This window comes from Herbiconiux daphne (assembly GCF_024979295.1).
Taxonomy (GTDB): Bacteria; Actinomycetota; Actinomycetes; order Actinomycetales; family Microbacteriaceae; genus Herbiconiux; species Herbiconiux daphnes.
The window spans coordinates 1-998 of record NZ_JANLCJ010000171.1 but is presented as its reverse complement, the minus strand read 5'-3'; the positions used below and the strand labels follow the sequence as shown (position 1 = coordinate 998).

General features: G+C 39.1%; 1 protein-coding gene. It reads left to right on the top strand.

Features of this window, described 5'->3' with window-relative positions:
- Nucleotides 1-679, top strand: a 679-nt coding sequence (locus N1032_RS23840; RefSeq protein ID WP_259542896.1) for a hypothetical protein, incomplete at its 5' end; no start/stop codon positions are given.
- Nucleotides 680-998 lie beyond the last annotated feature (319 nt).

Genomic DNA, 998 nt, shown 5'->3' with positions numbered 1-998 from the left:
TCATCCCGCAACCGCTAAAGCTGCTGAATTTACTAACGAAATTAATAAAGCCGCTGGCTCTATCAAAAATGCTAGTAACGCTATCTTTGCAATGATTATCATTGCTTGCCGCCGTTACTACAACACTACACCTACAGCGGAATTAGCCGCTGATAGTGGCGGTTGTGACGTTATCAAAAACATCGTTAACGGGCTGGCTGTTCTGCCTAAGTACCGTAGTAAGGCTGTTGATATTTTCCGCGCTGCCGCCCCTAACCTTAAGTTTCTGATTAATAAAGACGGCGTTTATGATGTGGAGAATGTTATTAAACTTTCTGCCGTAAGTGCCGAACAAAAGAAAGCGGCGGGTGAATATCTGGATAAGCTGGAATCATCTTGTAAGGAAGGGGCCACCCTTATTAACTACGATGCAACTACAGTTGATACCGTGATTACTTACAAGCCAATCCCGAAAATTGAGATTGTAGAAAGCAAGGCTAAGAAAACTAACCTTGATTTGATTGCTAATGCTCTGCTGAGTTTCAATAAACTTACTGTAACTGAGGCTAAAAATAAACTTATCTCCGCTATCAATGCTCTTTCTGATTCTGAGATTGAGGAGGCTAAAAAAGCCATCAATGATAAAATCAAAGAGAAGGAAGAAAAGAGAATCAAATCTAAAGCAGTTAAAGCCGCTTAATCAGAATAGGCCCGGATTACTCCGGGCTTTTTTCTTTTTGGCTTTTCTCAATTACCCAAATCTTATACAGAATGATTAACAGTAGAATATCTATAGTTAATCCATCTGCTAGCAATATCTGATTAATCAAATCATCCATATTACATAACCCCATTAGCTATATTATCATGCCGCTTTTCGTGAGCACCTAAGATAGCATCATAGTTAACTCGCTTATTCTCTACCTGTACTTTAGTAGCTTTTGTATCAGCTTCTTTATTATTAATAAGTAGCTGCTGTTGGCGTGTTAAACTTTCTTCCTGATTAATAGCCCGGTCAC